Here is a 25,251-nt window from a genome sequence, read left to right as displayed (position 1 = left end):
GTCCTCCTGGCGTTAGGTCGAGTGTGCCTCGCCGCTGGCGTGGGCCGAGTGTGCATCGCCGCTGGCGGGCGTCACCCTGGTGTCAGCCCCTGCTGCAGCAGCTCGACGAAGGCCCGCACGCGTGCCGACAGGCGCAGCCGCTCGGGATACACGGCATAGAGATCGGCCTCGGGCGTGTCCCATTGCGGCAGCACCTGCACCAGCCGCCCGCTCTTCAGGTAGCGCGCAATGTCCCATTCGGCGCGCATCAGGATGCCGTGGCCCTCCAGCGCCCAGTTGACCGCGATCTCGCCGTCGTTGGTCGCCAGGCTGCCGTGCACCTTGACGGTTTCCGTGCGGCGCCGCGCGCCCTTGCCGCTGGCGAGCCGCCAGGTTCCGTAGGCCTCGTCGCCCTGGCGGATGCCGATGCAGTCGTGCTGCGCCAGGTCCTTGGGCTGCTTCGGCACGCCGCGGCGCTGCAGGTAGGCCGGCGCGGCGCACAGCAGCCGGCGGTTCGGCGCGATGCGGCGTGCGATCACCCGCGTGTCCGGCGGCGCGCCGAAGCGCACGCAGACGTCGAAGGCGTCGTCGGTCAGCGGCGGCGGGTTCACCGACAGCTGCAGCTGCACCTGCACGTCCGGATGGCGCTTGACGAAGCGCGAGATCAGCGGCGCGACATGGCTGCGGCCGAAGCCCAGCGTCGCGTTGACCCGCAGCAGCCCCTGCGGCCGCTGGTGCGACTGCTTCAGCAACGCAGCGAGCTCGTCGATGTCGTCCAGGATGCGGCGCGCGCGCTCGACCACCAGCTCGCCTTCGGGCGTCAAGCTCATGCGCCGCGTCGTGCGGTTGACGAGCACGACGCCGCTGCGCTGCTCGATCTGCGCCAGCCGCTTGCTCACCGCCGCCTTGCTCAGGCCCAGCTCGCGTGCGGCCGCGCTCAGGCTGCCGCTGCCGGCGAGCGCGACGACGAAACCGAGCTCGGCGGCCTGGATGCCGGGCTGACTGCCGCCGGAATGACTGCTGGCCATCGTTCACCTCAGGTTGACGATGCATTCACTTTACGCGCGATCCGGCACCGGCTGTCGTTCCTACAGTGGGCCATCGTCCATCCACCGCAGCGGCCCGACGGCTGCGCGGCCACTCTCACTCCACGAGGCCAGCACATGAACACCCCTTCGGCGAAGAAGATCTACCGCATTGCCGCCATCCCCGGCGACGGCATCGGCAAGGAGGTCGTGCCTGCGGGCCAGCGTGTGCTGCAAGCGCTGGCGGCGGCCGACGGCAGCTTCGCCTTCGAGTTCGAGGAATTCGGCTGGGGCGGCGACTGGTACCGCGCGCACGGCGAGATGATGCCCGCCGATGGCCTGGACCAGTTGCGCGGCAAGGACGCGATCCTGTTCGGCTCGGCCGGCGATCCGCACATCCCGGACCACATCACGCTGTGGGGCCTGCGGCTGAAGATCTGCCAGGGCTTCGACCAGTACGCCAACGTGCGGCCCACGCGCATCCTGCCCGGCATCGACGCGCCGCTGAAGCGCTGCAAGCCCGAGGACCTGAACTGGGTGATCGTGCGCGAGAACTCCGAGGGCGAGTACTCCGGCGTCGGCGGCCGCGTGCACCAGGGCCACCCGATCGAAGCGGCGACCGACGTGTCGATCATGACCCGCACGGGCGTCGAGCGCATCCTGCGTTATGCGTTCAGGCTCGCGCAGTCGCGGCCGCGCAAGCTGCTGACCGTCATCACGAAGAGCAACGCGCAGCGCCATGCGATGGTGATGTGGGACCAGATCGCGCAGGAAGTGTCGGCCGACTTCCCGGACGTGACGTGGGACAAGGAACTGGTCGACGCGGCGACCGCGCGCATGGTCAACCGCCCGGCGAGCCTGGACACCATCGTCGCGACCAACCTGCATGCCGACATCCTGAGCGACCTCGCGGCCGCGCTGGCCGGCAGCCTCGGCATCGCCCCGACCGGCAACATCGATCCGGAGCGCCGCTATCCGTCGATGTTCGAGCCGATCCACGGCTCCGCCTTCGACATCATGGGCCAGGGCCTCGCGAACCCGGTGGGCACCTTCTGGTCGGCGGTGATGCTGCTGGAGCACCTGGGCGAACACGCCGCGGCGAAGAAGCTGATGGCGGCGATCGAGACCGTCACCGCGACGACCGCGCTGCACACCCGCGACCTCGGCGGCCGCGCGACGACCGAGCAGGTCACGCAGGCGGTGTGCCGCCAGCTGGCCGCGTCGATCGGCTGATAGCGACCCGCGGACCCAAAGGAGACACCCCATGCGCAAGACCTTAAACCCCCGCCGCGGCGAGCTCGCTGCGGCCGCGCTGGCGCTGACGCTCGGCGCCCTGGCCACCGCGAGCACCGTGCACGCCCAGGCCTGGCCGAGCAAGCCCGTCACGCTGGTCGTGCCGTTCCCGGCCGGCGGCACCACCGACGTGCTGGCCCGCGCGCTGGCCGACCGCCTGCAGCCGGTGCTCGGCCAGCCGGTGATCGTCGAGAGCAAGCCCGGCGCCGGCGCGACGCTGGGCGCCGACCTCGTCGCGAAGGCGAAGCCCGACGGCCACACACTGCTGATCGGCGCGGTGCACCACACCATCGCCAGCAGCGTCTTCAAGAAGCTGCCCTATGACTTCCAGAAGGACTTCGCGCCGGTCACCACGATCGCGATGGTGCCCAACGTGCTGGTGATCAACGCGGCCACGCCCGCGAAGAGCGTCGCCGAGCTGGTGGCGTACGCGAAGGCCGCCAAGGACCCGCTGAGCTACGGCTCGAACGGCAACGGCACGGCGCAGCACCTGATCGGCACGCAGTTCGAGAACCTGACCGGCGTGCAGCTGCTGCACGTGCCCTACAAGGGCAGCGGCCCGCTGACCACCGACCTGCTCGGCGGCCAGGTGGCGATGTCCTTCGACACCATCACGCCGGTGCTGCAGCACATCAAGGCCGGCAAGCTGCGCGCGCTGGCGGTAACGACGGCGAAACGCTCGTCCGCGCTGCCCGACGTGCCGACGCTGGCCGAAGCGGGCCTGAAGGGCTTCGACATCGGCACCTGGTTCGGCGTGCTGGCGCCGGCCGCGACGCCGAAGGACGTTCTCGTCAAGCTGCAAACCGAGATGACGAAGATCATCCAGTCGCCGGAGTTCAGGAAGCGCATGGACGAGATCGGCGCCGAGCCGATCGGCGACAGCAGCGAATCGATGGCGCGTCGCATCAAGGACGAGACCGAGAAGTTCGCGAAGCTGGTGAAGGACGCGAAGGTGATCATTGAGTGATCGATGCCGAGCCCGCCCCGGTCGCCCCGGGCCGTGCGGGCTCACGGATTCAGCAGCACCGCGGCAGCGGCGAAAGGAACGACGCCGCCGTCGGTGATCGACAGGTACAGCACCTGGAGGTCGAGGCTGCCCGTCGGCGTGAGGAAGTGGAAGTCGTCGATGTAGCCCTCGGCGGTGTCGTTCAGCGGCTCGCCGTTCGGCCAGACGAAGACCAGTCTTCGCGCCTGTGCCACGGCTTCCCAGTCCTCGAACTCCAGGATGCCCGCATCGCCGCCGCTGGCACCGTCGCCATAAACCAGCTTCTTCGGCCCGACGAAGGGCAGCGGGCTGCCGGCGAGCCGACCGGCGGTGACCGACGGGTCGCCGAAGTACAGCTTGTAGCGGGCGCCGCCGATGTGCATCGGCACTGCGGCCTGCGCGCTCTTGAAGGCCTTCGGGCAGCCGGAGGCGTCGAGTTGCGGCACGAAGCGCGTGCCGTTCCACAGGGCATAACCCTGATTGTGAGTGGCCGTGGTGCAGCCGTCGACGCGGTCGATCGTGAAGACCATGAAGCCGCCCGCGGCCCCGTCCCAGCGCCAATCGGTGAGCGTCGGCCAGCCGACCTTGTTCTGGCGCACCGCGCGCACCTTGGGCACCGGGTTGAGCGCATCGCCGTCGACGCCGAGCACCAGCGTGGCTGCGCAGGGGCCGGCGGCGGCGTAGTCGGCGCTGGTCGAGCAGGTGGTGGGCGTGCCGCGGTTGAAGTCGCGGCCGAGCCAGCCGTCGACGCTGTCGACCGCGTAGATGCGTGTCTTGCCGTCGGCATCGTTGCTCTCGAAGAACAGGCGCACCTTCGCGCCCAGCGCGGCGGCGAGCGGCACACCCTGGCCGGTCATGATGCTCTTGATGCCGCTGGTGGCCGAGGCCGGCGAGCGCAGCCCGCTGGTCGTCGCGAAGCTGGTGAAGCCGGCGAGGTAGCTGGCCGGGTGGGCGGCGGACACCACGCCGCTGCTGGCCACCGACTGGCCGCTGACGCCCATCGGCCCGTAGTAGAGCTGCACCGTGTCCGCCGCCGCGCCGGCGCCCGGGCCGAAACGCGTGGCCGACAGGCGCGCGTTGCCGTCCGCCACCGGCCTGCCCAGGCCCGCCACGGTGTTGCCGCTGCCCTGCAGCTGCCAGACTTCCGCGGCCGTCGTCGTGTGGACCGCCGCGGCGCTGCCGGCGCGATGGCAGGCCGCATCCGCGCAGGCCTTGACGACCACCGCGTAGCCCGTCGCGGCCTTCAGCGCCGTCAGCGTCACGCTGCGTGCGCCGGCGGCGGCGGTCGCGCTGATGCGCGTATTCATCAGCGCCTCGGTGGCGGTGATCTCGTAGTGATCGACGGTGTAGTCCGTCGGCGCGGTCCAGCCGACCTGAAGGCGGCTCGACGAGCCGAAGCTGGCGCCGCCGACGGTGCGCACGTCCACCGCCGACAGCTTGACGGCGCCCGGTGCGGTGAGCGTGGTGCGCAACGCGACTTCCTGCACCGAGGACGCATCGACCAGGAAGGACTGGAGGTCGCTGCTGCTCAGCGCCGCCGCGAAGGCGCGGGTGGAACCACCGACGCTGAATTCCAGGTAGGGCAGGACCAGCCGGAAGCCAGCGCCGGTCGCCACCACGCTGGCCGGGTTCTCGGCCGCCGGGAGCAGCGCGACCGGCTGAACCGAACCGGCCTCGACCGCGAAGGCCTGCAGGTTGCTCGAGCCCAGGCGGGCCGCCCAGGCCTGCCGCGTGCCGCCGCTGGCGACCTCGACGTAGGGCAGGGTCAGCGTGTAGACGCCGCCGGCAAGCTCCAGCCGCGGCACCGGCTGCGCGGCCGCCGCGGCCGCGAACAGCGCGCACGGGGCGAGCCAGGCCCTCGCGATGAAGGGCGCGCCAGGGCGCACGAACAGCGGCAGGCGGAGCGGCTTGTGCATGTCGCAGGCTACTGCGAACCGTCTGGCAGCGGTGCATGCCGCCGCGCGCCGGCACGCCAACATTGCACACGCTCCGGCCGGTGCGGCCTCAAGTTGCGCCCGCGGCCCGGCGATATCGAGGGGGATGCCGGGCGGTGGACCCGGTGGCGGAGCGACCTCATGCGTGCAGTGCTGGCCGGCCTGGTGGCCATGTTCGCGGCCTGGCCGGCCTGGGCCGGCATCGATGCCTGGACCAGCCTGCCCAGCCCCGGTGGCGGCAATGCCACGCTGATCAACGTGATCGCCGCCAGCCCGGCCAATGCGTCGACGCGCTATGCGGCGACCCAGGCCGGCATCTACGTCTCGCGCGACGGCGGCCAGAGCTGGAGCCGCAGCAACACCGGCATCACGCCGTCGCCCGCCGGCTACTACTCGGTCACCGACCTCGCGGTGGCCGGCTCCAGGCTGTACATCACGCCCTCCTTCCTGCAGAAGAGCATCGACGGCGGCGCGTCCTGGCAGCGCACCGGCTGGGTCAGCGAGAACCCGTTCGCCCTCGTGCTGGCGGCCGACCCGAAGAACCCCGACGTGGTCTACGCCGGCGCGAACGCGGGCGTCTACAAGTCCAGCGACGGCGCGGCGACCTGGCAATACCTGTCCGGCACGCTGACCGTCAGCGCGATCACCGTCGACCCGGGCAATCCGCAGGTCGTGTTCCGCGCGGTCTCGTCGGGCATCTTCCGCAGCACCGACGCCGGCAAGACCTGGAGCCAGGTCAGCACGCAGCTGACCAGCGTGAAGACGATCGTCGTCGATCCGAAGAACTCGATGAACGTCTACGCCGGCACCAATGGCGCGGGCGTCTACAAGAGCAGCGACGGCGGCAATACGTGGCAGGCGATCAACCGCTGCATGCCGCAGGGCCGCTGCGCGCCGCTGACGATGGACGCCGTGTGGGTCAAGAGCATCATCGTCGATCCCGGCAACCCGGCCATCGTCTACCTCGGCGCGACCGAGGGGCTGTACCGGTCCACCGACGGCGGCGCCAACTGGACCGAGGCCAACAACGGGCCGCTGGGCGTCAACGCGATGATGCTCGACCCGGTCAACCGCGACACCGTCATCGGCGCCTGGGGCGGCCAGCTCCACAGCTACACCTTCGGCGCGCCGAGCGACTTCGACCGCATCTTCAACTGGGCCGAAGCCGCGTACCCGCAGTTCTTCGCGCCGGCCGGCGCGCAGACGCAGGTGGTCTCCGGCTACAACGCACGTTATTACGCCGGCACCAAGGTCTACCTCGGCGAGCAGGGCGGCCAGGTGGTCGTCTACGGCGACGTGTTCGGCGGCCTGCTCTTCGTCGGCACGACGGCGGACCTGCTGCCGCTGGCGGCGGCGGCGGGCTACTGAGCGCGGCCGGTCACGCGCCGATCGCGGAAAATCGCCGGCTCAGCGGCCGCTCCGGCCGCCCCGACTGCTTCCGACGACCATGACCGATTCCGACGCCAGCACCCCCGCCGCCCCGGCAACCCGACCGCCGCTTCCCGACCACCTTTCGGTCGACCCGCGCAGCCCGCACCACGTGGCCGCCGTGTTCGAGCACGACATCGGCATCCGCTTCAACGGCAAGGAGCGCCACGACGTCGAGGAGTACTGCGTCAGCGGCGGCTGGATCAAGGTGCCCTCGGGCAAGACCAAGGATCGCAAGGGCAACCCGCTGCTGATCACGCTGAAGGGCGTGGTCGAGGCGTACTACCGCTGAGCCCCTCGGCCGACGGGTACGTCGGCCGATCCCCCGAGGCAAGGCGGGCCGGCTTGGTGCGGCCCGTCGCTCGCTCCGCCTCGTGCCGGCTCACTGCGGCACGAAGCCCGTGGCCTTGATGATGCGCGCCCAGGTCGCCGTGTAGGCGCGCTCGCGCTGGCCGAGCTGGTCCGGCGTCATGTGGCCCACCGTCAGCCCCATCGCGGTCAGGCGATCGCGCAGCGCGGGCTTCGCCAGCACCTTGGCCACGGCCGCCGAGAACGCGTCGATCGCCGCGCGCGGCGTGCCGGCGGGCGCGAACAGGCCGTAGTACGGCACGTCCTCGAAGCCGGCGAGGCCGAGCTCGGCGAAGGTGGGCACGTCGGGCATCACCGCCTGGCGCGCGCCGCCGAGCACGCCGACGACGCGCAGCTTGCCGGCGCGGTGGTTCTCGATGAAGTCGGGAATGCTGCCGACGCCGGCGGCGATCTGGTTGCCGAGCATGTCGGCCATCATCGGCGCGCTGCCGCGGTAGGGCGCGGCGACGAGGTCCAGCTTGTACTTCTCGGCGATCAGCTTGACCAGGAACTCCGGCACCGAGGCCGGCGCCGGCACGCCGACCGCACCCTTGCCACCCTGGCCCTTGACCCAGGCGACGTACTCGTTGAACGACTTGGCCGGCGTGCCGCCGGAGACCGCGAACGCGTTGACGAAGGTCGCGAAGCCGACTGCCGGCACGAAGTCGGTCGCCGGGTCGAAGCCGGGCGACTTCACCACCTGCGGCAGGATCGAGATGCTGTGGTCGTGCGACAGGAAGAAGGTATTGCCGTCCGGCGCCGCCGCCTTCAGCGCCTGCGCCGCGAGCTGGCCGCCGGCGCCCGGCTTGTTCTCGACGATCACCGTCGCGCCGCCGAGTTCGTCCTTCAGCGCCTCGGCCAGCAACCGCGCGATCGCGTCGGTGCCGCCACCGGGTGGAAAGCCGACCAGGATGCGCAAGGTGCGGCCGCTTTGCGCGAGCACCGCGCTCGGCGCGATCGAGGCCAGCAGGCCGGCAGCGGCGCCGGCGCGCAGCAGCGCACGGCGGTCAGGAGAGATGCTCATGGCGGTGGGCGACGAAGAGTGGTGTGAACGCGCGAGCTTACAAGACGCTCTCTGCCATGGCGCCCATCGGCGCAGCGCCTACCAAGGGCGTCTCGCCGCCGACGTGCGGGTCCCGAAGCCTTTCGACGACGTGCGGTTCGAGGACCTCGGCCACTAGCGAGCGCCGCCTGCCTGCTTGCCGAACGACTGCACCAGCAGGGCCCACACCAGCGCGCCGAGGCACAGCGCGAGACCCACCGCGACTGCCGCCAGCGCCGGCTTGCCGCCACCGGGCGCCGTGCCGTCGAGGGCCGCGATCAGGCGCGGCAGTTGCAGCAGGCCGATGGAGGCAGCCACGCACCACACCGGCAGCAGCAGCGCCAGCTGGCCGACGCGCCGCCAGCGCTGCTTGATCGCCTGCGACACGATCGCGACCAGAAAGGCGAGCGGCCACGCGCCCAGGAAGACGCTGAAGACGATGGCGATCACGAAGGCGGGGGAGGACATGCGCGGGTCGGTCTCAGCCGTCGCGGTAAGGGTGCCGCGCGAGCACCGCGGTGATCTCGCGGCCCGCGCGTTCGGCATACGCCGGATCGAGGCGGCCCATCAGCTCGAGCTTCTTCGCGAACGCGAGCCGCCGGCAGTCCTGGCCGGCGATGCGATGGCGCAGCTCGTGCGCGAAGGCCATCTGGCTCGAGACATCGTCGAAGATCCAGAACAGCAGCTCGTCGAGCGCCGGCGTGCGCCGGTGTTCCTGCTCGATGCCGCGCTCGACCACGACGTAGTGGTAGGCGCCGCCGTGCACTTCGATGTGCGGATGGGCGCCGTCGCGCGTGCGGCCATAGGTCGGCAACGCAGCGGCCGGCGCATCGATGCGCGCGGCCAGCGCCGCGACCCGGGCCTCGATCTGCTGCAGCGACTCGATCATCGCGGCTGCATCTGCGCCGAACTGAGCACGCGGCGGCCCGGCGTGCCCTGCGCCAGCGCGGCGATCATCGAACGCGCGACATCGTCGGCCCGGATCGGCCGCACGCCTTTCGGCACCAGGCCCATCACCGGTCCGAGCAGCCGCAGGGCCCAGACCTCGCCGGCGCGTTCGGGCTGGCCCAGCGAGGCGCGGTCACCGGCGAGCAGCGAGGGCCGCGCGATCACCAGGCATTCGTAGCCGAGGTCCGCCAGCGCCGCTTCGGCTTCGCCCTTGACCCGGTTGTAGAACACCGACGAGCTGGCATCGGCGCCCAGCGCCGACACCACCGCCAGCCGCGTCGCGCCGGCCGCTCGCCCTGCCCGCGCGGTGTTCACGACGGCATCGAAGTCGACGTGGCGGAAGGCTTGCTGCGAGCCGGCCACCTTGATCGTCGTGCCGAGCGCGATGAAGACGTCGTCGGTGGCGGGCAGCGTCGACGGCGGCTGCGCGAAGTCGATGAGGTGCGGCTGCAGCTTCGCATGCGCCGGCAGGCCGGGCAGCGCGCGCCGCGCGAGCAGGTCGACGTGCTGCCAGCGCGCATCGTCGAGCAGCCGCTGCAGCAACGCGCGCCCGACCAGCCCGCTGGCGCCGGCCAGCCAGGCGCGTCGGGGGTCGACAGCAGCGGGGGAGCGGGCAGTTGCGGCCACGCGTGCACTGTAGCGGGAGCGCCGCGGCTTCAGCGGCTGTCGATGCGGCCGCGCAGGGCCGGCGCCGCGGCCGGTGCGTCCAGCGCCTCGCACAGCTGGCGCGCCTCGAGCGCCGGCACGCGGCCGGCGCCGAGCAGGCTTTCGGCGCGCTGGCGCGCGGCGTCGTCGGGCCGGCCGGCCGCACGCGCCCAGGCGATGTGCTGCACCAGCAGCATCGCCAGCATCTCGGTGGGCAGCTCGGCCTGGATGTCGACCTCGGCCAGCCAGCCCGCAGCTTCGTCGACCGCACCGTCGGCCAGCGCCGCGGCGGCGCCGACCCAGGCGAGCAGCGCCTTGTCCTCGAAGCGGTAGCTCACCGAGCGATCGATGCCCGCCATCAGCGCGCGCGCGCCGGCGGCATCGCCGCGCGCCAGGGCCAGCCAGGCCCGCTTCGCGATGAGCATGCTGTGCATGCCGGCGGGCATCTCGGCATCGACGGCCGCCTGCATTTCGTCGAGCAGTTGCTGCGCCGGTTCCAGCCGGCCCACCTGCAGGTAGAGGTCGACCACCATCAGCAGCGACATGCGCAAGGTGCCCGCGTTGTCGAGCCGCCGCGCCAGCGCGAGCAGGCGCTGCGCGGCGGCGTCGGCCTCGGCGACCTGGCCGCGCAGGTACTGCACGTAGTAGCGGGCCTGCGCGAAGGCCTGCTCCGCGAGCGCGTGCTCGAAGCCCGGTGCCAGCGCCTCGCCTTCCTGCAGCAGCGCCAGCGCGGCCTCGGCATCGCCGGAATCGGTGTGGATCTTCACCAGGTTGAGGATCGCCGAGCGCTGTGCCGGCACGTGGCGGCAGGCGTCGGCGACACGGCGTGCGCGTTCCAGCACCGTGCGCGCGGCGGCGCGGTCGGCACGTGCATGCAGCAGGCACACGCCGAGCAGGGTCAGCGACTCGGCCAGCAGGCCGGGATCGTCGGCCGCCTCGGCCGCCGCGGCGCCGCGCCCGGCCAGGCCCTCGGCCGCCTGCGCATCGCCGCGGACCAGCGCCAGCCGTGCCGCGCCGTCCAGGGCCTGCGCCAGCGCACGCTGCGCGTCGGGCGCACTTTCCAGCAACGTGAAGGCGGCCTGGTCCAACGCCTGCGCCTCGTCGTGGCGACCGCGGCGGCGCAACACCTTGCTGCGCAGGTTCAGCGCCCGCGCGCGATCGACCGCCGGCGCCTGGGCGAGGTCGGCGCCCAGCGTGTCGAGCAGCGCCAGGCAGTCGTCGCCGCGCTCCTCGGCCGACCAGGCCTCGGCCCGCGCCAGCAGCGCCGCAAGCCGCTGCGCCGGCCCGGCGCGCTTGGCGGCGGTGACGGCCGCATCGACTTCGGCGACCGCCGCCGCGCGGTTGGCCAGGCGGTGCTGCAGCCGCGACAGCGCGAGCCGCACGCGCACCTCGTCGTCCGGCGACGGCTTGTCGGCCAGCGCCTGTTCGTACTGCTGGCGGGCTTCGGCCAGCGCGTGCACGTGCCAGGCCGCGTCGCCGGCGCGCAGCCGCCAGCCGACGGCCGCCGCGGCATCACCCGCCTGCTCGTGCTGCGCGGCGATCAGCGCCGGCGCGGCACCGCGTTCGGTGAGCCGCTGCGCAAGCCGGGCGTGCAGCCACTGCCGGCGCGCGGGCGACAGGCTCTCGGCGAGCGACTGGCGCACCAGGTCGTGCGCAAAACGCAGGCCGCCCGCCGGCCCCGGCTCCGCCAGCACCAGGCGCGCGGCCTGCGCCAGCTCGAGCAGCGGCACCGCGTCGGCCGCCGTCGCCGGCCCGAGGCCTTCGAACAGCGCCGCGTCGAACGGACCGCCGGCCAGGCTCGCCGCCTCCAGCAGCCGGCGCGTGCCATCGCCCAGCGCCCGCACCCGCGCGCACACCGCCTCGCGCACGCTGGGCGGCACCGGCAGCTCGGCGTAGTCCTGCGTGCGCTCGTCGAAAGGTGTGCTCCAGCCGCCGTCGGCGTCCTCGCGCAGCAGCCCTTGCTCGAACAGGAAGCGCAGGGTCTCGAGCAGGAAGAAGGGGTTGCCGTCGGTGGCCTGCTGCAGGCGGCGCGCAAAACGTTCGCCGGCGGCCGACCCCGACAGCGCCCGCACCAGCGCCAGCGCCTCGGCCTCGTCGAAGCCCGGCAACTCGACCAGGTCGGCGCTGCCGCCATCCACCTCGCGCCGCATCTGTTCCAGCAGCGGCAGCGGCAACTGGGCGCTGCGGTAGGCGACGATGCAGGCCACGCCCGAGCCGGGCGCGCCCAGCGAGCCGAGCAGCGCGGCGCTGTCGGGATCGCACCATTGCCAGTCGTCGAGCACCACCACGTTGAAGTTGTCCTGCAGCTGGCGCCGCAGCGCCTCGGCGCAGGCGGCCTCGAGCCGGCGACGCGCCTCGGCCGTGGCCAGCGCGTGCGGCGGCGGACCGAACTCGGGCATCAGCTGCGCCAGCTCGCGCTGCACCCAGTCGGGCAGCACCGCGTCGGGCGCGGCGTCGCGCAGCGAGCGCAGCGCGCGCACCGCGGTGGAGTAAGGCTGGCCGCCGTCGTGCGCCAGGCAGGCGATGCGCAGCCAGGCGCCGTCCGCGGCCGCGCACTCGCAGGCCAGCCGGGTCTTGCCGACGCCCGGCACGCCGGCCAGGTAGACCCGTCGCCCGGGTCGGCACGCAGCGCGCAGCGCGGCCTGCGCGGCGCCGCGGCCGACGAAGGGCGAGCGCTCGGCGAGCAGGCTGCGCGCGGTGGCCGGCGCGGCCGCGGGTTCGCTCGGCGGCGTCGCCGGCAGCGGGGCGACCGGCTCGCTGCGCAGCTGCCGCACCAGCTGCTGCACCGCCGGCGACGGCGCGACGCCGAGCTCCGAGCGCAGCGCCTCGGCGCTGCGCTCGTACAGCGCCAGCGCCGCCGCGCGTTCGCCGGTGGCGGCCAGGCGCTGCATCGCGGCCCGCAGCGCCGATTCCTGGCACGGGTCTTCGTCCAGCGCCTCGCGCCACAGCCGCAACGCGCCGTCGCCATCGCCCTCGGCCGCGCGGCGCTCGGCTTCGGCCTGGCGCGCCTGCTGGCGCCGCTGCAGCAGGCCGTGGCGCTGCTCGGCCAGCCACTGGTCGAAGGCCGGACCGGCGACCCCGTCCAGGCCTTCGAGCACGGTGCGCGCGGCGATCGCCAGCGCGCCGGCGGCGTCGCCATCGGCCAGCGAGCGGCGGAAGCGCCGCACGTCGACGACGACCGCGGCATCGAGCACCAGGCTGCCATCGGCATCTTCGGACACCGGCAGGCCGAACTCGCGCAGCCGGAACAGGTCGCGCCGCAGGTTGCGCCGCGCCGCCGCGCTGTCGATGTCCGGCCAGAGCCAGGACGACAGCCGGTCGCGCGGGCAGCGCGGCTCCAGCGCCAGCACCGCGAGCACCGCCAGCGCCTTGCGCGAGCCGAGCGAACACGGCCGGCCCTGGCGCGCGAGGCGCGGGTAACCGAACAGCTGCAGCTCGAAGGCGGACAAGGCGGTGGCGGGCGACGGTCAGCCCGGCAGGGTGGGCGGCAAGCATGCCGCGCGAAGGCGGCGGCGCGCAAGCGCACGACAGGGGATGGCGCCGTGCGGCCAAGCCGCCCGGGAACGGCCGGCGGCTGTCGCCTCGGCGCTTGACAGCGAGCTGAAAGGGCCGCCGTCTATCATGCGGGCCCCTCCCGTTGTCCCCGATCGCCGACCGTCATGAGCACTGCCACGCCCCGCATCCCTGCCACGCTGATCGCCGGCGACGGCATCGGTCCCGAGATCATGGACGCCACGCTGGCCGCGCTGGACGCGCTGGACGCCCCGTTCGACTGGGACCACCAAACCGCGGGCCTGGGCGGCATCCAGGCGGCCAACGATCCGCTGCCGCCGGCCACGCTGGATAGCATCCGAAAGACGCGGCTGGCGCTGAAGGGCCCGCTGGAGACGCCCACCGGCGGCGGCTACCGCTCGTCGAACGTGCGCCTTCGCGAGGCCTTCCAGCTGTACGCCAACCTGCGCCCCGCGCGCACGCTGATCCCCGGCGGACGCTACGACGACATCGACCTCGTCGTCGTGCGCGAGAACCTCGAGGGCCTGTACATCGGCCACGAGACCTACATCCCGATCGACGGCGACCCGCATGCGGTGGCAATGGCCACCGGCGTCAACACCCGCCAGGGCAGCCTGCGCCTGCTGCGCTACGCCTTCGAGCACGCCATCGCCACCGGCCGCAAGAAGGTCACGCTGGTGCACAAGGCCAACATCATGAAGGCGCTGACCGGCATCTTCCTCGAGACCGGCCAGCAGCTGTGGGAACGCGAGTACAAGGGCCGGATCGAGCTCGACAGCGTGATCATCGACGCCTGCGCGATGAAGCTGGTGCTGAACCCGTGGCAGTTCGACGTGCTGGTGACGACCAACCTGTTCGGCGACATCCTGTCCGACCTCACCGCCGGCCTCGTCGGCGGCCTCGGCATGGCGCCGGGCGCCAACATCGGCGCCGACGCGGCGATCTTCGAAGCCGTTCATGGCTCGGCGCCCGACATCGCCGGCAAGGGCATCGCCAACCCCACCGCGCTGATGCTGGCCGCGGCGATGATGCTGGACCACTGCAAGCTGACCGACTCGGCGACCCGCCTGCGCCGCGCGATCAGCGAGACCTTCAACATCGACCAGGTGCGCACCGGCGACCTGAAGGGCAGTGCGAACACTGCGGCGTTCACGAAGGCGGTGGTGGCGCGCATCAAGGGCGGGGCGTAGGCGGCGGGGCGCCGGCCCTGCACGCCGTCCGGATTCGGATTGGCAATGGGCCGGCTGCACACGGAGCAAACGCATGCCCGACCCCGCCTGCCTCCACTTCCTCTGCGGCAAGGCCGGCGCCGGCAAGAGCACGCTGGCGAAGGCGCTGGCGGCGCAGCACCACGCGGTGCTGATCAGCGAGGACGTCTGGCTGGCGCGGCTCTTCGGCGACCGCATGACGACCTTCGATGACTACCTGGTCTACGCGAAGCGCCTGAAGACCGTGACGGGGCCGCTGGTGATCGACCTGCTCGCCGCGGGCAACAACGTCGTGCTCGACTACCCGGCGAATACGCGGGCGTCGCGCGCGTGGTTCCGCTCGCTGTTCGAATCCGCCGGCGCCGCCCATGTGCTGCACCACGTCGACGTGCCGGACGACATCTGCCTGCAGCAGATCGGCCGGCGCAACATCGAGCGGCCGGAAGGTTCGCACCACCTGACCGAAGAGACCTTCCGCCACGTGACGTCGTTCTTCGAGGCGCCGGCGCCCGACGAAGGCTTCTTCATCGCGCTGCGGCGACCGGCGCCGGGCTGAGCCCCTCCCGTCAGAACGGCGCCAGCGACCGGTCCCTGAGATAGCCTTCGGCCGTCAGCTTCGCCACATCCGCATCGGCCGAATGCGTGCCGGGGCCGTTCTCGAAGCCGCCGACCAGCCAGCGGCCCTGCCACGGGGCGATGCTGCGCAGCTGGTTGTGGCGCGGTCCCGCCAGCGCGGTGGCGCGGGTCGCGGGGCCGCCGGTGGCCGGCACGAAGGCCAGCAGCGGCAACAATTCTTCCGAGATGCCGCCGCCGCAAGTCGGGCGACTGAACGCCCGGCCTGTTCACAGGCTGGCGTCGTACTGCGCGAGGGCGCGCTCCGCGCCGGGCCGGTCGCTGCGCCGCCATGCCGCGCGCAACGCTTCGACATCGAACGGCACGCGGCGGAACTCCAGGGCCGGCCGGCCCTCGTGCAGTCGCAGCACCGCGTACTCGGCCCACGGGTCGAGCCGGATCTCGGGTCCCGCCTGCGCGTGCCGATAGGCCACGCCGACGCTGCCCGGGTTGAAGAAGAAGCCGTCGCGCAGGCGGCGAATGAACTGCAGGTGCATGTGGCCGCCGGCGACGATCGCGTCGGCCCAGGGCGCGAGGTGGCGCTGGAACTCCTCCTCGGGCGTCGTCGGCAGCAGGAACTGGTCGAAGTCGGTCGGTGAACCGTGGCAGGCCAGCAGCCGGTGCGTGCCGCCGAGCGCGATTTCGACGGTCGGCCGGAAGGCGCCGATGAACGCGCGGTCTTGCGCATCCAACTGGTCCAATGTCCATTGCCGGGCGGCGTCCAGCGCGGCGAGCCGCTCGTCTTCGAAGTCCTCGGTGCCGGTCATGCGGCCGCTGAGCAGCCAGGCGTCGGCGTTGCCCATCACGATCGGACAGCCGAGCTCGCGCAGCCGCTGCACCGTCTGCGCCGGCTGCACGCCGCCCTGGATCATGTCGCCGAGGCACACCAATTGCGTGATGCCTTCGCGCCGCAGTTCGTCCAGCACCGCATCGAGCGCGACGAGATTGGCGTGCACGTCCGACAGCAACGCGAGCTTCATGGCGATTCCTCCAGCGGCTGCGCAATGGCAGCGTTCAGAACGGCGCGAGACTGCGGTCCCGTAGATGGCCATCGGCCGTCAGCTTCGCCGGATCGGCATCGGCCGAGTGCGTGCCGGGCCCGTTGTCGAAGCCGCCGACCAGCCAGCGGCCCTGCCAGGCGCTCAGGCTTCGCAGCTGGTTGTGGCGCGGGCCCGCCAGCGCGGTGGCGCGGGTCGCGGGGCCGCCGGTGGCCGGCACGAAGGCCAGCAGCGGCTGCGCTTCTTCCGAGATGCTGCCGCCGCTCGGGTTCTGCCAGTAGCCGGTGGCGCCGGCCAGCATCAGCCGGCCGTCGCCGGTGGGTGCGACGTCGAGGATCACGTCGCCGCGGTCGAAGTCCAGCACCTGGATGCTGCCGCCGACACCGTTGGCCGGCACGCGCGCGAGCCAGCCGTCCCAGCCGAAGCCGTCGGCGCGCAGCTCGGTGCGCACGCGGCCGGCCACCAGCAGCTGGTCGCCGGCCCAGCGCAGCACGTGCACTTCGGAGCGCTGCAACGTGTCGAGCACCGTGGTGCCCAGGCGCTGGCCCTGCGCATCGAGGCGCGTCGCCAGCACGCCGTGCTGCGGCAACGCCGCGGCCGGCTCCTGGAAGTGCTCGGCATGGCCGGCGCCGAGCTCGGTCAGGTACAGGTTGACGGCGATCGCGCTGCGGCCTTGCGCATCGACGTCCAGCGTCAGCTTCCACTGGTTGTCGAGGCTGTTGAACGGATCGAAGGTGCCGGAGGTCAGCCCGAGGCCGCCGATGAACACGCCCGGCTCGACCAGCCGGCGCCAGGCGCGGGTGAACTGGCCGTTGCCGGCGTGCGCCAGCCGGTGCGCCACCACCGCGTTGCGGCCGGTGCGCACGGCCAGCACCAGGTCTTCGCCGAGCGGCGCGATGCGCACCGCGTCGCGCGTGGCCTGCGGCAGCAGCGACTGCGAATCGCGGATGACGATCGGATCGCCGACGAACGGATCGGTCGCGGCCTGCGGATCGGTGAAATCGGACTCGCCGATCAAGGCGCCGTCGGCACCCCGGCGCTGCAGCTTCAGCGCCTTGTCGGTCGCCAGCACGACGCTGATCTGGCCCGACGGATGCACCGCGACGTCGATGAGCGACCAGCCGCCCGGCGCGGTGATCGGCGCGCCGGCACTGCGCCCGTCGGTCGAGACCTGCAGGCGGCGGTCGGGTGTCGTGACGTTCTCCAGCGCGCGCAGCTTCTCGGTCAGCAACACCCAGCCGCTGCCGTTGGCGCGCACCTTGACGGCGGCGACGCCCGGCGTCGCGACGGCCACCGGCGCCGGCGGCGGGGGCGGGTTGCCGGCGCCGCCGCCACCGCCGCCGCCGCAGGCGGTGAGGGCGACGGCCGTCGCGGCCATCAGCAGCGCGAGGCGTCGGGTCGACGGAGAGCGCGAGATAACGTGCATGGGGAGCGGAGGGTGGTCGGAAAGCCGAGCAGCATAGTCGTTGCCACGGCGGCGCGCCGCGGTGCTGCGACGGACTGCCGATCCGGCGGGCCGGACGGCGTGCCGGCCGCTGCTTCACAAACCCGGCACGCCATGTGCTTGCACGGGGCAGCCGCCGGCCGCGGCGATCAGATCCTGCAAGGGCTTCCTGCCCGCGGGGCCTGGCGCGGCCGGGGCTGATCCGTGGCAAGACGGGAGCGGGTGATGGCGAAGGACGACGTCAGGGTGGTGGTGGTCGATGACGAGCCGGATGCGGCCGAGGCGCTGCAGACCCTGCTCGAGCTCGACGGCTACAACGTGAAGGTGGCGCACGATGCCATCGAGGCCTTCGACACCATCGCCGCGCACTCGCCGCACTGCGTGCTGCTGGACCTGGGGCTGCCCGAGATGGATGGTTGCGAGCTGGCGCGCCGGCTGCGCCAGCGTTACGGCCCGGAGCTGACGCTGCTGGCGGTGACCGGGTGGTCGCGCGAGGAAGACCGGGAGCAGGCGGAGCTCGCCGGCGTCGACTACGTGCTGGTGAAGCCGGTGCAGCCCGAGATGCTGAGCCGCTTCTTCCCGCGCGTGGAGTGAGCCCGGGCCGACGCGGTGGCATGCGCCTTGCCTGCTGCCGTTTCGGCGCTTTTCTTCGGAGCCTGGCCATGTTGAGCAGTGGTTCATCCGGGTCCTCGTCGCGTGATCACCTGCGGCTGGTGCCACCGGCGCGATCGCCGTCGGAAGGGTCGCCCGAGCTCGGTCGTGACTGGCTGGAAGCCTGCCGCGAGCGCGTGCAGAACCGCCTGGCCCGCGCCAGCGGGCCGCTGCAGCCGCTGCAGGGGCCGGTGGGCCTGGACGAGGACGCGCCGGACAGCCGCCTCGACGGCTGGCCCGACCGCCTGGCCAGCGCCTGGAGCGCCCTGCGCGCGTGGCGCCACCCGGAGGCCGGCGAGGCCCTGCCGACCGTGCAGCACGAGCAGCTGCGCCTGCCTGCCCGCGTGACGCTGCCGCAGCGGCGGCGCTGATCCGGGCGGCGAACCAGGCCGCCGAACCGGCGGCCACACCGGCGGCCAAACCGCCAGCAACACCGGCTGCGAAACCGGATTGCATGTCCGACGGGTTTGCAGCAAAGATTACCGGCGTTTGCAAAGGCTTGCGCTTGCGCCGATTGGCGGCGACCCTTGTCGGTCCCGTCGCATGCGGGCCAACCCGCAGTCCGCCATCGCCGGCGTGACCGATTCCCTGCCCCGGTCAGTGGCATGGAAGGTGCTGACGCAGCCCACCCTCAAGGCGCCTTCCTCTGGACGTGGAGGGCCGACAGGAGCAGCGCATGACCGTCATGGAATCGCCCACCCGGGTGGGCCCCGCCGATGAACTGCAGGTCCTGCTCAGCGCGCTGGTCGCACTGCGCAAGGGTGACGCCAGCGTGCGCCTGCCGCTGCACTGGCCGGGGGTCGCGGGCCGCGTGGCCGATGCGTTCAACGACGTCGTCGAGCAGAACGCCGCAATGGCCGAGGAACTGGCGCGGCTGCGCCAGGTGGTCGGCAAGCAGGGCAAGCTGAAGCAGCGCGCGAGCCTGCGCGAGGCACGCGGCTTCTGGAGCGAATCGATCGACAGCATCAACTCGCTGATCGACGACCTCGTGCACCCGACCTCGGAAGTGGCGCGGGTGATCGGCGCGGTGGCGCAGGGTGACCTGTCCAAGAGCATGGCGCTGGAAGTCGACGGCCGGCCGCTGGAAGGCGAATTCCTGCGCGCGGCCGAGACGATCAACAAGATGGTCGACCAGCTCGGCAACTTCTCGGCCGAGGTCACGCGGGTGGCGCGCGAGGTGGGGACCGAGGGCAAGCTCGGCGGCCAGGCGACGGTGAAGGGCGTGGCCGGGACCTGGAAGGACCTGACCGACTCGGTGAACTCGATGGCCGGCAACCTGACCGACCAGGTGCGCAACATCGCCGACGTGACCACCGCGGTGGCCAAGGGCGACCTGTCGAAGAAGATCGAGGTCGACGTCAAGGGCGAGTTCCTGACGCTGAAGAACACCATCAATACGATGGTCGACCAGCTGCGCTCGTTCGCGTCGGAAGTGACGCGGGTGGCGCGCGAGGTGGGCACCGAAGGATCGCTGGGCGGCCAGGCGCGGGTCGAGGGCGTGTCGGGCACCTGGAAGGACCTGACCGACTCGGTGAACTCGATGGCCGGCAACCTGACGAGCCAGGTGCGCAACATCGCCGACGTCACCAAGGCGGTGGCCGCCGGCGACCTGTCCAAGAAGATCACCGTCGACGTCAAGGGCGAGATCCTGGAGCTGAAGAACACCGTCAATACGATGGTCGACCAGCTGCGTTCCTTCGCCGCCGAAGTGACGCGGGTGGCGCGCGAGGTGGGCACCGAGGGCAAGCTCGGCGGCCAGGCCGACGTGCAGGGCGTTGCCGGCACCTGGAAGGACTTGACGGAATCCGTCAACTTCATGGCCGGCAACCTGACTTCGCAGGTGCGCAACATCGCCGAGGTGACCACCGCGGTGGCCGCAGGCGACCTGTCGAAGAAGATCACCGTCGACGTCAAGGGCGAGATCCTCGAGCTGAAGAACACCATCAATACGATGGTCGACCAGCTGCGCTCCTTCGCGGCGGAAGTGACGCGCGTCGCGCGCGAGGTGGGCACCGAAGGCAAGCTCGGCGGCCAGGCCGACGTGCAGGGCGTGGCCGGCACCTGGAAGGACCTGACCGACAGCGTGAACTCGATGGCGTCGAACCTGACGTCCCAGGTGCGCAACATCGCCGACGTGACGAAGGCGGTGGCCGCGGGCGACCTGTCGAAGAAGATCACCGTCGACGTCAAGGGCGAGATCCTCGAGCTCAAGGCGACGATCAATACGATGGTCGACCAGCTGTCGTCGTTCGCCGCGGAAGTGACGCGGGTGGCGCGCGAGGTCGGCACCGAAGGGCGGCTGGGCGGCCAGGCGGAAGTCAAGGGCGTGTCGGGCACCTGGAAGGACCTGACCGACTCGGTGAACTCGATGGCCGGCAACCTGACGAGCCAGGTGCGCAACATCGCCGACGTGACGAAGGCGGTGGCCGCGGGCGACCTGTCGAAGAAGATCACCGTCGACGTCAAGGGCGAGATCCTGGAGCTGAAGGCGACGATCAATACGATGGTCGACCAGCTGCGATCCTTCGCCGCCGAAGTGACGCGCGTCGCGCGCGAGGTGGGCACCGAGGGCAAGCTCGGCGGCCAGGCCGACGTGCAGGGCGTGGCCGGCACCTGGAAGGACCTGACCGAGTCGGTCAACTTCATGGCCGGCAACCTCACTTCGCAGGTGCGCAACATCGCCGACGTCACCACCGCGGTGGCGGCGGGCGACCTGTCGAAGAAGATCACCGTCGACGTCAAGGGCGAGATCCTCGAGCTGAAGAACACCATCAATACGATGGTCGACCAGCTGTCGTCGTTCGCGGCCGAGGTGACGCGCGTCGCGCGCGAGGTGGGCACCGAAGGCAAGCTCGGCGGCCAGGCCGACGTGCAGGGCGTGGCCGGCACGTGGAAAGACCTGACCGAGTCGGTGAACTCGATGGCCTCCAACCTGACCTCGCAGGTGCGCAACATCGCCGACGTGACCAAGGCGGTGGCCGCGGGTGACCTGTCCAAGAAGATCACCGTCGACGGCAAGGGCGAGATCCTCGAGCTGAAGAACACCGTCAATACGCTGGTCGACCAGCTTCGATCGTTCGCGGCGGAAGTGACGCGCGTGGCGCGCGAGGTCGGCACCGAGGGCAAGCTCGGCGGCCAGGCCGATGTGCAGGGCGTGGCCGGCACCTGGAAGGACTTGACGGAATCCGTCAACTTCATGGCCGGCAACCTAACGTCCCAAGTACGCAACATCGCCGAGGTCACCACCGCGGTGGCCGCGGGCGACCTGTCGAAGAAGATCACCGTCGACGTCAAGGGCGAGATCCTCGAGCTGAAGAACACCATCAATACGATGGTCGACCAGCTGCGCTCCTTCGCGGCGGAAGTGACGCGGGTGGCGCGCGAGGTCGGCACCGAAGGCAAGCTCGGCGGCCAGGCGGACGTGCAGGGCGTGGCCGGCACCTGGAAGGACCTGACCGACAGCGTGAACCTGATGGCGTCGAACCTGACCAGCCAGGTGCGCAACATCGCCGACGTGACCAAGGCGGTCGCGGCCGGTGCGCTGTCGAAGAAGATCACGGTGGACGTGAAGGGCGAGATCCTCGAGCTGAAGAACACCATCAATACGATGGTCGACCAGCTCTCGTCCTTCGCCGCGGAAGTCACGCGCGTGGCGCGCGAGGTGGGCACCGAAGGCCGGCTCGGCGGCCAGGCCCAGGTGCGCGGCGTGTCGGGCACCTGGAAGGACCTGACGGACAACGTCAACTTCATGGCCGGCAACCTGACGTCCCAAGTACGCGGCATCGCCAAGGTGGTGACCGCGGTGGCCAACGGGGACCTGAAGCGCAAGCTGACCGTGGAGGCCAAGGGCGAGATCGCGGCGCTGGCCGAGACCATCAACTCGATGATCGACACGCTGGCGACCTTCGCCGACCAGGTGACGACGGTGGCGCGCGAGGTGGGCGTCGAAGGCAAGCTCGGCGGCCAGGCCAAGGTGCCGGGCGCGGCGGGCACCTGGAAGGGCCTGACCGAGAACGTCAACGAGCTCGCGGCCAACCTGACGACGCAGGTGCGCGCGATCGCCGAGGTGGCGACCGCGGTGACGCAGGGCGACCTGACGCGTTCGATCACCGTCGAGACGCAGGGCGAGGTGGCGGCCCTGAAGGACACCATCAACGAGATGATCCGCAACCTGAAGGACACCACGCAGAAGAACACCGAGCAGGACTGGCTGAAGACCAACCTCGCGAAGTTCAGCCGCATGCTGCAGGGCCAGCGCGACCTGGTGACCGTCGGCCAGATGATCCTGTCCGAGCTGGCGCCGGTGGTCGGCGCGCAGCAGGCCGAGTTCTACGTGATGTCCACCGGCGGCGAACAGCCGCGGCTGATGCTGCGGGCCAGTTATGCGTCCGGCGGGCAGGCCGCGCACGGCAAGGAAGTGGACCTGGGCCAGGGCCTGGTGGGCCAGTGCGCGCTCGACAAGCGCAAGGTGCTGCTGACCAACATCCCGTCGCAGGCCTTCCGCATCGCCTCGGGCCTGTCCGAGAACGCCGCGATGGACGTGCTGGTGCTGCCGGTCATCTTCGAGGGCCAGGTGCGCGGCGTGCTGGAGCTCGCGTCGCTGGACCACTTCAACCCGGTGCACGAGGCCTTCCTCGACCAGCTGACCGAGTCGATCGGCATCGTGATCAATACGATCGAGGCCAACACCCGCACCGAAGACCTGCTGAAGCAGTCGCAGTCGCTCGCCGAGGAGCTCGGCAGCCGGCAGGAAGAGCTGCAGGCCACCAACCAGGAGCTGCAGAACAAGGCGCGGCTGCTGGCGCACCAGAACCAGGAGGTCGAGCGCAAGAACGCCGAGGTCGAGCAGGCCCGCCAGGCGCTGGAGGAGAAGGCCGAGCAGCTGGCGCTGACCTCGAAGTACAAGAGCGAGTTCCTGGCCAACATGTCGCATGAGCTGCGCACGCCGCTGAACTCGCTGCTGATCCTGTCGGACCAGCTGTGCAAGAACCCCGACGGCAACCTGAGCCCGAAGCAGGTGGAGTTCTCGAAGACCATCCACTCGTCGGGCAACGACCTGCTGATGCTGATCAACGACATCCTCGACCTGTCGAAGATCGAGTCCGGCACCGTCGCGGTCGACATCAGCGAGCTGCGCCTGGACGAGCTGCACCGCTCGATCGAGCGCGGCTTCCGCCACTTCGCCGAATCGAAGCACGTGGACTTCGTCGTGCAGCTGGAGCAGCCGCTGCCGAAGACGCTGATCACCGACGTCAAGCGCCTGCAGCAGATCATCAAGAACCTGCTGTCGAACGCCTTCAAGTTCACCCATGTCGGCCAGGTCAGCTTCACGATCGCGCAGGCCACCAGCGGCTGGTCGCCGGACAACGAGGAGCTGAACCGTGCGTCGCAGGTGATCGGCTTCTCGGTCGCCGACACCGGCATCGGCATCTCGCAGGACAAGCAGCAGATCATCTTCGAGGCCTTCCAGCAGGCCGACGGCTCGACCTCGCGCAAGTACGGCGGCACGGGCCTGGGCCTGGCGATCAGCCGCGAGCTGTCGCGGCTGCTCGGCGGCGAGATCAAGCTGGTCAGCGCGCCGGGGCAGGGCAGCGTGTTCACGCTCTACCTGCCGCAGACCTACAGTTCGCCGCGCGCCATGCGCCACGGCCGCAACGCGCCGGAGGCCGACGGCAGCGACGAGCGTTCGCGCCGCAAGCGCAAGACCGCCGAGGCGGCGGAGACGGCGCTCGCCGCCGCGACCCGCGCCGAGGTGCGGCGCGAGGAGACGATCCCCGCGGTGTTGCCGCGCTACCCGGACGATGCGGCGGCGGCCGGCGCGCCGGTGATCTTCGCCAACGAGGCCGGCGACGACCGCGACGAGATCAGCGCCGGCGACCGCGTGCTGCTGATCGTCGAGAACGAGCTCGGCTTCGCGAAGCTGCTGCTGGAAGCGGCGCGCCAGCATGGCTTCAAGGGCCTCGTGACCGGCACCGGCGCCAGCGCGCTGACGCTGACGCGCGAGTTCCATCCCAGCGCGATCACGCTGGACATCCACCTGCCGGACATGGAAGGCTGGCGCATCCTCGACCGCCTGAAGACGGACCTGGTGACGCGCCACATCCCGATCTGCGTGGTGTCCACCGACGACGCGCGCGACCGTGCGCTGCAAGCCGGCGCGATCGGATTCCTCGCCAAGCCGCTGCAGTCGGCCGACGTCGCCCATGCGGCGATCGAGCAGCTCTACCGCTACGTCGACCGGCCGGTGCGTCGCCTGGCGGTGGTGATGCCGCCGTCGGCCGTGCGCAGCGAGCTGCTCGAGGGCCTGGACAGCGGCATCGAGGCGATGGTGGCCGACGATGCCACCGCGGCCCGTGCGCTGCTGGCCAGCGCGGACTGCGTGGTGGCCGACGCCGCGATGGCCGACTTCGGCCCCGAGGACATCCTCGACGCGATCGCCGAGCGCCGCGGCGTCTGCCAGCTGCCGGTGGTGCTGTACCACGCGCCGGAGGGCGCTGCGACGGCGGGCGACGGCGCCAGCGGCTGGGGCGGCCTCGACGGCAGCGTCTGGGCGCGCGAGCCCGGCGGCTTCGGCCTGCGCGTCGCCGATTCGCCGCAGGCCCTGCGCACGCACGTGGCGTTCTGGCTGCACCGCAGCCCGGCGACGCTGTCCGACGGCGAGCGGCGCGAGATCGAGGCGGCGCTCGAGGCCCAGGCCGGGCTGAAGGGCCGCAAGGCGCTGATCGTCGACGACGACATGCGCAACATCTTCGCGCTGGCCACCGTGCTCGACGAGGTCGGCATGATCATCGTCTCGGCCGACAACGGCCGCGACGCGATCCGCCTGGTCGAGCAGGACCCCGAGATCGACATCGTGCTGATGGACATCATGATGCCGGAGATGGACGGCATCGCGACGATGCAGCAGATCCGCAAGCTGCCGCGCGGGCGGGAGCTGCCGATGGTCGCGGTGACCGCGAAGGCGATGAAGGGCGACCGCCAGAAGTGCATCGAGGCCGGGGCCTGGGACTACCTGTCCAAGCCGGTCGATCCGATGCACCTGCTCGGCGTGCTCAGGGGATGGTTATGCCGGTAATGGCCCACCCCCGAAGCGTCCTTCGGCCGATGCCCCCTCGGCCTTCGGCCTCTCCCCCTCAAGGGGGCAACGCCAGTGGCCCGGCAGAGCCGGATCCACGGCGTTCGCTTGGAAAGGCCCGCG

General features: G+C 71.5%; 19 protein-coding genes. 9 read left to right on the top strand and 10 right to left on the bottom strand.

All coding sequences use genetic code 11. The features are described from left to right. Positions 1 to 71: 71 nt before the first annotated feature. Positions 72 to 1,007, bottom strand: a complete 936-nt coding sequence (locus tag P1K89_RS18630; protein WP_284617986.1) for a LysR family transcriptional regulator — start codon at positions 1,005 to 1,007, stop codon at positions 72 to 74. Positions 1,008 to 1,142: 135 nt separating this feature from the next. On the opposite strand from P1K89_RS18630, the gene P1K89_RS18625 reads away from it, so the two are divergent. Both P1K89_RS18625 and P1K89_RS18620 read left to right on the top strand, forming a co-directional pair. After that, the gene (locus tag P1K89_RS18625; protein ID WP_284617985.1) at positions 1,143 to 2,237 is read left to right on the top strand and encodes a tartrate dehydrogenase; all 1,095 of its coding nucleotides are present in this window, start codon (positions 1,143 to 1,145) and stop codon (positions 2,235 to 2,237) included. 31 nt (positions 2,238 to 2,268) lie between these two features. Next, positions 2,269 to 3,264 (top strand): tripartite tricarboxylate transporter substrate binding protein, encoded by a 996-nt coding sequence (locus tag P1K89_RS18620; protein WP_284617984.1) that lies wholly within the window; start codon positions 2,269 to 2,271, stop codon positions 3,262 to 3,264. Between the two features lie 41 nt (positions 3,265 to 3,305). Here the strand turns inward: P1K89_RS18620 and P1K89_RS18615 are convergent, their stop codons facing one another. Next, positions 3,306 to 5,198 carry a fibronectin type III domain-containing protein gene (locus tag P1K89_RS18615; protein ID WP_284617983.1) on the bottom strand — a complete coding sequence of 631 codons (1,893 nt, stop codon included), beginning with the start codon at positions 5,196 to 5,198 and terminating at the stop codon, positions 3,306 to 3,308. A 159-nt stretch (positions 5,199 to 5,357) separates the two neighbouring features. Here P1K89_RS18615 and P1K89_RS18610 point away from each other — a divergent pair, with 159 nt between their 5' ends. Next, positions 5,358 to 6,584 (top strand): WD40/YVTN/BNR-like repeat-containing protein, encoded by a 1,227-nt coding sequence (locus tag P1K89_RS18610; protein ID WP_284617982.1) that lies wholly within the window; start codon positions 5,358 to 5,360, stop codon positions 6,582 to 6,584. 79 nt (positions 6,585 to 6,663) lie between these two features. Beyond that, positions 6,664 to 6,936 (top strand): DUF3297 family protein, encoded by a 273-nt coding sequence (locus tag P1K89_RS18605; protein ID WP_284617981.1) that lies wholly within the window; start codon positions 6,664 to 6,666, stop codon positions 6,934 to 6,936. A 90-nt stretch (positions 6,937 to 7,026) separates the two neighbouring features. Here the strand turns inward: P1K89_RS18605 and P1K89_RS18600 are convergent, their stop codons facing one another. From P1K89_RS18600 to P1K89_RS18580, 5 genes are all read right to left on the bottom strand, one after another. Continuing rightward, complete coding sequence (locus P1K89_RS18600) at positions 7,027 to 8,016, bottom strand: Bug family tripartite tricarboxylate transporter substrate binding protein (protein WP_284617980.1); 990 nt, start codon at positions 8,014 to 8,016, stop codon at positions 7,027 to 7,029. A gap of 153 nt (positions 8,017 to 8,169) precedes the next feature. Beyond that, positions 8,170 to 8,502, bottom strand: coding sequence for a hypothetical protein (locus P1K89_RS18595; RefSeq protein ID WP_284617979.1), 333 nt, complete (start codon positions 8,500 to 8,502; stop codon positions 8,170 to 8,172). A gap of 13 nt (positions 8,503 to 8,515) precedes the next feature. Further along, positions 8,516 to 8,923 (bottom strand): Imm63 family immunity protein, encoded by a 408-nt coding sequence (locus tag P1K89_RS18590; protein ID WP_284617978.1) that lies wholly within the window; start codon positions 8,921 to 8,923, stop codon positions 8,516 to 8,518. Next, positions 8,920 to 9,609 carry an NAD(P)H-binding protein gene (locus tag P1K89_RS18585; protein WP_284617977.1) on the bottom strand — a complete coding sequence of 230 codons (690 nt, stop codon included), beginning with the start codon at positions 9,607 to 9,609 and terminating at the stop codon, positions 8,920 to 8,922. Before P1K89_RS18585 ends, P1K89_RS18590 begins: the two co-directional genes overlap by 4 nt. Positions 9,610 to 9,638: 29 nt before the next feature. Beyond that, complete coding sequence (locus P1K89_RS18580; RefSeq protein ID WP_284617976.1) at positions 9,639 to 13,076, bottom strand: ATP-binding protein; 3,438 nt, start codon at positions 13,074 to 13,076, stop codon at positions 9,639 to 9,641. Between the two features lie 210 nt (positions 13,077 to 13,286). Between P1K89_RS18580 and P1K89_RS18575 the strand changes: the two genes are divergently transcribed. Beyond that, the gene (locus tag P1K89_RS18575; protein ID WP_284617975.1) at positions 13,287 to 14,330 is read left to right on the top strand and encodes an isocitrate/isopropylmalate dehydrogenase family protein; all 1,044 of its coding nucleotides are present in this window, start codon (positions 13,287 to 13,289) and stop codon (positions 14,328 to 14,330) included. Between the two features lie 73 nt (positions 14,331 to 14,403). Beyond that, the gene (locus P1K89_RS18570) at positions 14,404 to 14,904 is read left to right on the top strand and encodes a P-loop nucleotide/nucleoside kinase family protein (protein WP_284617974.1); all 501 of its coding nucleotides are present in this window, start codon (positions 14,404 to 14,406) and stop codon (positions 14,902 to 14,904) included. Positions 14,905 to 14,914: 10 nt separating this feature from the next. On the opposite strand, the gene P1K89_RS18565 is transcribed toward P1K89_RS18570, so the two are convergent. From P1K89_RS18565 to P1K89_RS18555, 3 genes are read right to left on the bottom strand one after another with little or no spacing between them, the layout of a single operon-like run. After that, positions 14,915 to 15,136 (bottom strand): hypothetical protein, encoded by a 222-nt coding sequence (locus tag P1K89_RS18565; protein ID WP_284617973.1) that lies wholly within the window; start codon positions 15,134 to 15,136, stop codon positions 14,915 to 14,917. A gap of 54 nt (positions 15,137 to 15,190) precedes the next feature. Next, complete coding sequence (locus P1K89_RS18560; RefSeq protein ID WP_284617972.1) at positions 15,191 to 15,940, bottom strand: metallophosphoesterase family protein; 750 nt, start codon at positions 15,938 to 15,940, stop codon at positions 15,191 to 15,193. Between the two features lie 34 nt (positions 15,941 to 15,974). Beyond that, positions 15,975 to 17,384 (bottom strand): hypothetical protein, encoded by a 1,410-nt coding sequence (locus P1K89_RS18555; protein ID WP_284617971.1) that lies wholly within the window; start codon positions 17,382 to 17,384, stop codon positions 15,975 to 15,977. Positions 17,385 to 17,627: 243 nt separating this feature from the next. On the opposite strand from P1K89_RS18555, the gene P1K89_RS18550 reads away from it, so the two are divergent. The 3 genes from P1K89_RS18550 (at position 17,628) to P1K89_RS18540 (ending at position 25,128) form a co-directional block, all read left to right on the top strand. Further along, entirely contained in the window at positions 17,628 to 17,996 is a 369-nt protein-coding gene (locus P1K89_RS18550; RefSeq protein ID WP_284617970.1) for a response regulator, read from the top strand. A gap of 68 nt (positions 17,997 to 18,064) precedes the next feature. Continuing rightward, a complete protein-coding gene (locus P1K89_RS18545) occupies positions 18,065 to 18,424 on the top strand; it encodes a hypothetical protein (RefSeq protein ID WP_284617969.1) in 360 nt (119 codons plus the stop codon). A gap of 305 nt (positions 18,425 to 18,729) precedes the next feature. Beyond that, positions 18,730 to 25,128 (top strand): hybrid sensor histidine kinase/response regulator, encoded by a 6,399-nt coding sequence (locus P1K89_RS18540; protein WP_350081627.1) that lies wholly within the window; start codon positions 18,730 to 18,732, stop codon positions 25,126 to 25,128. Positions 25,129 to 25,251: the final 123 nt, after the last annotated feature.

The sequence above is a fragment of the Aquabacterium humicola genome, from assembly GCF_030167915.1.
In the GTDB taxonomy this organism is placed as follows: Bacteria; Pseudomonadota; Gammaproteobacteria; order Burkholderiales; family Burkholderiaceae_C; genus Pseudaquabacterium; species Pseudaquabacterium humicola.
This window is presented reverse-complemented; position numbering and strand designations above follow the sequence as displayed.

Excerpts from the sequence above, each read along its gene's own strand:
- P1K89_RS18630 (WP_284617986.1), bottom strand. The coding sequence starts at position 1,007 with ATGGCCAGCAGTCATTCCGGCGGCAGTCAGCCCGGCATCCAGGCCGCC.
- P1K89_RS18625 (WP_284617985.1), top strand. The coding sequence starts at position 1,143 with ATGAACACCCCTTCGGCGAAGAAGATCTACCGCATTGCCGCCATCCCC.
- P1K89_RS18620 (WP_284617984.1), top strand. The coding sequence starts at position 2,269 with ATGCGCAAGACCTTAAACCCCCGCCGCGGCGAGCTCGCTGCGGCCGCG.
- P1K89_RS18615 (WP_284617983.1), bottom strand. The coding sequence starts at position 5,198 with ATGCACAAGCCGCTCCGCCTGCCGCTGTTCGTGCGCCCTGGCGCGCCC.
- P1K89_RS18610 (WP_284617982.1), top strand. The coding sequence starts at position 5,358 with ATGCGTGCAGTGCTGGCCGGCCTGGTGGCCATGTTCGCGGCCTGGCCG.
- P1K89_RS18605 (WP_284617981.1), top strand. The coding sequence starts at position 6,664 with ATGACCGATTCCGACGCCAGCACCCCCGCCGCCCCGGCAACCCGACCG.
- P1K89_RS18600 (WP_284617980.1), bottom strand. The coding sequence starts at position 8,016 with ATGAGCATCTCTCCTGACCGCCGTGCGCTGCTGCGCGCCGGCGCCGCT.
- P1K89_RS18595 (WP_284617979.1), bottom strand. The coding sequence starts at position 8,502 with ATGTCCTCCCCCGCCTTCGTGATCGCCATCGTCTTCAGCGTCTTCCTG.
- P1K89_RS18590 (WP_284617978.1), bottom strand. The coding sequence starts at position 8,923 with ATGATCGAGTCGCTGCAGCAGATCGAGGCCCGGGTCGCGGCGCTGGCC.
- P1K89_RS18575 (WP_284617975.1), top strand. The coding sequence starts at position 13,287 with ATGAGCACTGCCACGCCCCGCATCCCTGCCACGCTGATCGCCGGCGAC.
- P1K89_RS18570 (WP_284617974.1), top strand. The coding sequence starts at position 14,404 with ATGCCCGACCCCGCCTGCCTCCACTTCCTCTGCGGCAAGGCCGGCGCC.
- P1K89_RS18560 (WP_284617972.1), bottom strand. The coding sequence starts at position 15,940 with ATGAAGCTCGCGTTGCTGTCGGACGTGCACGCCAATCTCGTCGCGCTC.
- P1K89_RS18555 (WP_284617971.1), bottom strand. The coding sequence starts at position 17,384 with ATGCACGTTATCTCGCGCTCTCCGTCGACCCGACGCCTCGCGCTGCTG.
- P1K89_RS18550 (WP_284617970.1), top strand. The coding sequence starts at position 17,628 with ATGGCGAAGGACGACGTCAGGGTGGTGGTGGTCGATGACGAGCCGGAT.
- P1K89_RS18545 (WP_284617969.1), top strand. The coding sequence starts at position 18,065 with ATGTTGAGCAGTGGTTCATCCGGGTCCTCGTCGCGTGATCACCTGCGG.
- P1K89_RS18540 (WP_350081627.1), top strand. The coding sequence starts at position 18,730 with ATGACCGTCATGGAATCGCCCACCCGGGTGGGCCCCGCCGATGAACTG.